The organism is Nocardia sp. NPDC001965 (assembly GCF_053594175.1).
In genome coordinates, this window is sequence record NZ_JBSFDZ010000082.1 from 1 (window position 1) to 5,517 (window position 5,517).

The 5,517-nt window shown below is 65.1% G+C and carries 6 protein-coding genes; 3 read left to right on the plus strand and 3 right to left on the minus strand.

Translation table 11 applies throughout. The features are described from left to right. Positions 1-151: 151 nt before the first annotated feature. The 3 genes from ACWCPQ_RS34875 to ACWCPQ_RS34885 are packed head-to-tail and all read right to left on the minus strand — an operon-like array spanning position 152 to position 1,101. Positions 152-367, minus strand: a complete 216-nt coding sequence (locus tag ACWCPQ_RS34875; RefSeq protein ID WP_449907418.1) for a helix-turn-helix domain-containing protein — start codon at positions 365-367, stop codon at positions 152-154. An 8-nt stretch (positions 368-375) separates the two neighbouring features. Next, complete coding sequence (locus ACWCPQ_RS34880) at positions 376-888, minus strand: Lrp/AsnC family transcriptional regulator (protein ID WP_449907403.1); 513 nt, start codon at positions 886-888, stop codon at positions 376-378. 24 nt (positions 889-912) lie between these two features. Next, positions 913-1,101 (minus strand): hypothetical protein, encoded by a 189-nt coding sequence (locus ACWCPQ_RS34885; protein ID WP_449907406.1) that lies wholly within the window; start codon positions 1,099-1,101, stop codon positions 913-915. A 260-nt stretch (positions 1,102-1,361) separates the two neighbouring features. Between ACWCPQ_RS34885 and ACWCPQ_RS34890 the strand changes: the two genes are divergently transcribed. From ACWCPQ_RS34890 to ACWCPQ_RS34900, 3 genes are read left to right on the plus strand one after another with little or no spacing between them, the layout of a single operon-like run. Next, positions 1,362-3,707, plus strand: a complete 2,346-nt coding sequence (locus tag ACWCPQ_RS34890) for a transketolase-like TK C-terminal-containing protein (RefSeq protein ID WP_449907409.1) — start codon at positions 1,362-1,364, stop codon at positions 3,705-3,707. A gap of 27 nt (positions 3,708-3,734) precedes the next feature. Next, on the plus strand, positions 3,735-4,958 hold the full coding sequence (locus ACWCPQ_RS34895) for a 2-oxo acid dehydrogenase subunit E2 (RefSeq protein ID WP_449907412.1): 1,224 nt from the start codon (positions 3,735-3,737) through the stop codon (positions 4,956-4,958). Positions 4,959-4,986: 28 nt separating this feature from the next. Further along, entirely contained in the window at positions 4,987-5,232 is a 246-nt protein-coding gene (locus ACWCPQ_RS34900) for a DUF3263 domain-containing protein (protein WP_449907415.1), read from the plus strand. The last annotated feature ends 285 nt before the right edge of the window (positions 5,233-5,517 follow it).

The following is a 5,517-nucleotide window of genomic DNA, read 5'->3' on the forward strand; positions in this document are numbered from 1 at the left end:
CACTGGAACGCCAACCCCCGGCCGTTCGTCTGGCGCAAGACCGCCGAGGAGATCCTCGACTCCCTCGCCCGATATATCCAACGCATTTCAGGCGCAGAACACTAGTGGCCCACATCACCGTGCTGTTAGCGATGATTAACGATGCCAACCATCACTGGGACTGACAGTCAGTACGAGCTGTCGGCGATGGCGGTCGGAGCGTAGTGGGCACCAACTCTCGCCCCTGCTGCACCAGCAGAGCATCACCGAAAACTTTGCGCAGCTTCGCTAACGACGCGCTCATCGCTGGCTGCCCCACCGATAAGCGATCCGCTGCTCGCGTCACACTTTCGCGCCGCCAACAAGGCGCCGAAGGCCGAACTGCCATCACATCAATCACCGCTCCGAGCCCGGCGGGTGTGATGTATCCGGCGACCCGGCGATTCGGTCTAGCAAAGGATTCAAGCGGAAGTCGACCAGAGGGCGCATCACCAGCGCGGTGGTCGTCTTCTCCACGCCGTAGACATCGAGAATCTGCCCGGCGATCCGGTAGAGGTCGTCGGCATCCTGAGCGACCACTTGGATCAGGAGATCGGTCACCCCGCTGAGGCCATGAACCTGCAGGACCTCGGGGATGTTCACGAGCGCGTCGGCGATCGCCGACAGTTCGCGCTGGGTGACGGTGGTCAGGATGAAGGCCGCCAACGGGTAGCCGAGAGCAGCCGGGTCGATGCGCCGTTCGAACGAATGCAGCATTCCTTTCTGCTCGAACCGGGCAAGCCTGGCTTGCACCGTGTTTCGGGACAGGCCGGTCCTGTCAGCCAACGCGAGCACCGTCGCCCGCGGGTCTTCGCTCAGAGCTACCAGGATTCGCACATCGATACTGTCGGCGACGTTCGTTCTCGGCATGATGCGCATCCTCCAACTGACTGATCACGCCTTGATGTGCAAGATATTGCACATCTGGATGGTGTACTGACCATACTGTATGCCGATGACCGAATGAATATCGATTTCTGCACAGATGACCTGGCAGAGCGGCGCTATCTCCATCTGCTGGTGAGTCCACACGATTCCCGACAAGATCGCCCAATCAATTCCCCTTGCGGGTGTGGTTGTCATAGTGCCCACCGTTCTCCGCGGTCTCCCGCTTCTCGTGTGCATTCTGCTCATGCTCGACCCCGGGGATTGCACTATCCGAAAACACCTGGTCAACTGCTACAACACCACGGCAGATCGGGGTCGATCGCACAGCGCATCGGTTCATCACCCTGCCTCGTCGACCGGCGCACGCCCACCAGCTCCGCCCCGCACGGCCGATTTCGCTACCCACCGCAGGCGCCTGGTGCGCCGAGGCCGCGTCCTGCATGCAAGGAGAGGTCATGAACTACGCCCTCATCGTGCCCGAGATCAGCTCTTTGGGCTCCTCCGGCACCGATCCGGACTACGAAGCGCTCGAATCGATCGAACGGCGCCTGCTATGGCTTTCCACCTCGATCATCCACCACGCCAACAGGATTCGCCCCAACCCGACCGGTCTCAAGGTTGGCGGGCACCAAGCGTCGTGTGCCTCGATGGTCTCGATCATGACCGCGCTGTGGTTCGACCAATTGCGTCCCGGTGATCGAGTCTCGGTCAAACCGCACGCCTCCCCCGTCCTGCACGGCATCAGCTACCTGCTCGGCGACCTCGAGGAGCAGTACCTGACGACCCTGCGTGAATTCGGAGGCCTGCAGTCCTACCCCAGCCGCACCAAGGACCCCGACACCGTGGACTATTCCACAGGGTCCGTCGGCATCGGCGCCACCGCCCCGATCTGGGGAGCGATGGCACGCCGCTACGTCGATACCCACCTCGGCGCTACTGGGTCCGGCCGGCAATACTCCCTGGTCGGCGATGCCGAACTCGACGAGGGCGCGGTGTGGGAGGCGATCCTGGATCCGGGTATCGCCGAGCTGGGCGAGGTGGTGTGGATCGTCGACCTCAACCGCCAGTCCCTGGACCGGGTGGTGCCCAACATCGCCGCGCGCCGACTCGAGAAGATGTTCGAGGCCGCGGGCTGGCAGGTTCTCACTGTCAAATTCGGACGGTTGCTCGAATCACTGTTCGCCCGGCCCGGCGGCGATGCGCTGCGCATCCGCATTCTCGAGATGCCCAATCCGGAGTACCAGCGACTGCTGCGATGCAGCGCCGAAGAAGTGCGAACCCGGCTACCCGGCACCGGAACCGGCCGCGATCGCATCGCCGCACTCATCGCCGATCTGGATGACAACACCCTCACTGCGGCGGTCCGCAATCTGGGCGGCCATGATCTGGCTGCGCTGATCCAGGCCTACGGCCAGATCGACGACACCCGCCCGACCGTGATCATCGCCTACACCATCAAGGGTTACGGCCTGCCCACCCAGGGCCACCCACAGAACCATTCCGCACTGCTCACTGTCGACGAATACACCCGATTCGCCGAGGGGATCGGTCACGATCCGCAACGTCCCTGGCAGCGGTTCCCAGCCGACACTGCCGCCGGACAGCTGTGTGAGGCCACCGCGGCACACCTGCAACGAGACCCCGTGCCCGCGCTGCCCGACATCACCATTCCCGCCGATTTCGGCCGCACCCCCAAGGGCACCTCCACCACCCAGGCAGCGTTGGGGCGGGTACTTCTGGATCTGACCCGGGCCGCGCCCGACGCCGCGCAGCGAGTGGTGACCGTCAGCCCCGACGTGAGCTCGACCACGAACCTGGGTGGCTGGGTGAACAAGATGGGCGTGTGGTCGCCCGACGAACGGCACAACTGGTTCGCCGACGACGCCGAGACCATCATGCACTGGAACGAGCGCCCCAGCGGACAGCACATGGAACTCGGTATCGCCGAGACCAACCTGGTCGGCCTGATCGGCGAACTCGGCGCGACGTGGAGTCGATGGGGGCAACCGCTGTTCCCGATCGGGGTGCTCTATGACCCCTTCGTCGAGCGAGCACTCGAACCGTGGTCCTACGGCATCTACGCCGGCGGGCAGTCGATCCTGGTCGGCACGCCTTCCGGAGTCACCCTTGCCGCCGAGGGCGGAGCCCACCAGTCGATCAAGACTCCGTCCATCGGCCTGGAACAACCGGGCTGCGTCAGCTACGATCTCGCCTTCGCTATCGACGTGGAGTGGACCCTGCTGGCCAGCCTGGCCCGGATGGGCCGCCCCGACGGCACCTCGGCCTACCTGCGGCTGTCCACTCGCCCCGTCGACCAGACCCTGGCCGACGTGCCCACCGACCCGGCGGCCCGCGAACGACGTAGGCGGCAGGTGGTCGCCGGCGGCTACCCGCTGATGCGGCGCGCGGGCGCCCAGCTCACGATTGTCGCGATGGGCGCCCTGATTTCCGAAGCGCTCGCTGCGGCAGAGAGATTGGAGCAGACCGGAGTCCCGGCCGACGTCGTGTGCATCACGAGTCCGGGACTGCTATTCGAGGCGCTCCAAGCTCGCCACGGGCGTAACGCCGGCGAGAGCTGGATCCTCGACCAACTCTTCCCGTCCGACCGCGCGACGCCGATGATTACCGTCCTCGACGGCCACCCCCATACCCTCGCCTTCCTCGCTGGAATCAACCGCGTGCGCAGCACCGCCCTGGGAGTCAGCAAGTTCGGCCAGGTCGGTTCGCTCGAGGACGTCTACCGCTACCACGGCGTCGACACCGACAGCATCGTGCGCGCCGCGCTCGACATCCTGCCCTGATTCCCCGCACCTGGAGCCCGCAACGTAATGACAACCGACCAGATCGTCACCACGACGCTGCACCTGCCCGCCCTCGGCGAAAGCGTCGAGGAAGGCACCATCACCCGCTGGCTGAAAGTACCCGGCGACCGCGTCGAGGCCGAGGAGCCCCTGCTGGAGGTGGCCACCGACAAGGTCGATACCGAGATCCCTTCCCCTGCGAGCGGCGTGCTCGACCGGATCCTTGTCGAAGAGGACACCGTAGTCTCGGTCGGCACCGCGCTCGCGATCATCGCCCAATCCGGCAGACACACAACGAATCCCAGGCTCGAAGCTTGGCAAGCGACAGCATCGACGGGTCCGGTTGCCGAATCGGCACAGCCGGCCCCGCTGACGCCTCCGGTTGCCGATGCGCTTGCCCAGGTACCGGCGGCTGCCGCCCCGGCCCCGAGCAGTTCCTCCGAGCCCGAGAGCGTCGGAGTGGCCACCACGCCTTCTCCAGCGGGAGCGCCCGCTCGCGCTGTCCAGAAGGCCGCCGCACCCCCTACCGTCCGCCCCGGGACCACAATTGAGAGGCTGCCGCGAATCCGCCGGACCATTGCGCAGCGCATGGTGGAGTCACTGCAGACCTCCGCTCAGCTGACCACCGTGCTGGAGGTCGATGTCACTGCCATCGCTGCCCTGCGCGCACAGCACAAGGACGCATTCCTCGCCCGCACCGGCATAAAACTGTCGTTCCTGCCCTTCTTTGGCAAGGCGGCCGTCGAGGCTCTGGCCGCACATCGAATGCTGAACGCCTCGCTCAACCCCGAGGTCACTGAGGCCACCTATTACGAGGAGGTCCACCTAGGAATGGCCGTCGACAGCGAGAAGGGGCTGATGGTGCCTGTCATCCGCGACGCCCACACCCTGACTCTGATCGGACTCGCCCAGGCCATCGCGAACAAGGCGAACAAGGTACGCACAGGCACGATCGCCCCTGACGAGCTCAGCGGCGGCACCTTCACCCTCACCAACACCGGAAGCCGCGGCGCGCTGTTCGACACCCCCATCATCAACCAGCCTCAGACCGGCATCCTCGGCACCGGCGCAGTGGTCGAACGGCTGGTCCCGGCCCGGCACGACGGGAACCTGACCATCAGCGCCCGGTCGATGGCCTATCTTTCGATCTCCTACGACCACCGCATCGTCGACGGCGCCGACGCCGCGCGCTACCTCACCGCAGTCAAGAACAAGCTCGAACATGGTTTCAGCACAAACGATCTCGTATGAGCGCCGACAGCACCGGAGCGAGTAAGACATGACACCGAACGAGCGCTCGATCCTGGAATTCGCCGTACGGTGGCACCGCTTCGACGGCGACGAATACATCCTCCCCACGTTCGGGATCACGCCCGCGGTCTTCTATCAACGCGTCCTCTGGCTACTCAACACCGGGAAAGCCCACGGCCTGGACGTTCGGACATACCAGCTTGTGCAGCAACTCTGTCATCGCAAACTCGCCATGCACCGACCCGAGATCGAATCGCGTCCAACGCGGCGCTGAGCGCTCTGGCGCACACCACCGACGAGCGCGTACCCGACATCGATGCGCGCCCGAGCAAACGGTGGGCCCGATCCGACACTCTGCGATCGGGCCCGCCCAGTGCCGCTGGCACACACACCAGCCGCACGATAAGCAGCTCACCAGGCTCTCCGCAAACAGTCACCACCACCGAACCCGCGCTGGACCGACCGGGACTGTGGATTTAACGGTGTTTCCGGCCTGATTCGCTGACCGGATGGTCAGCGGGAAGGTGCCGTGATGACGACACTTGACGCCGTGGCAAGG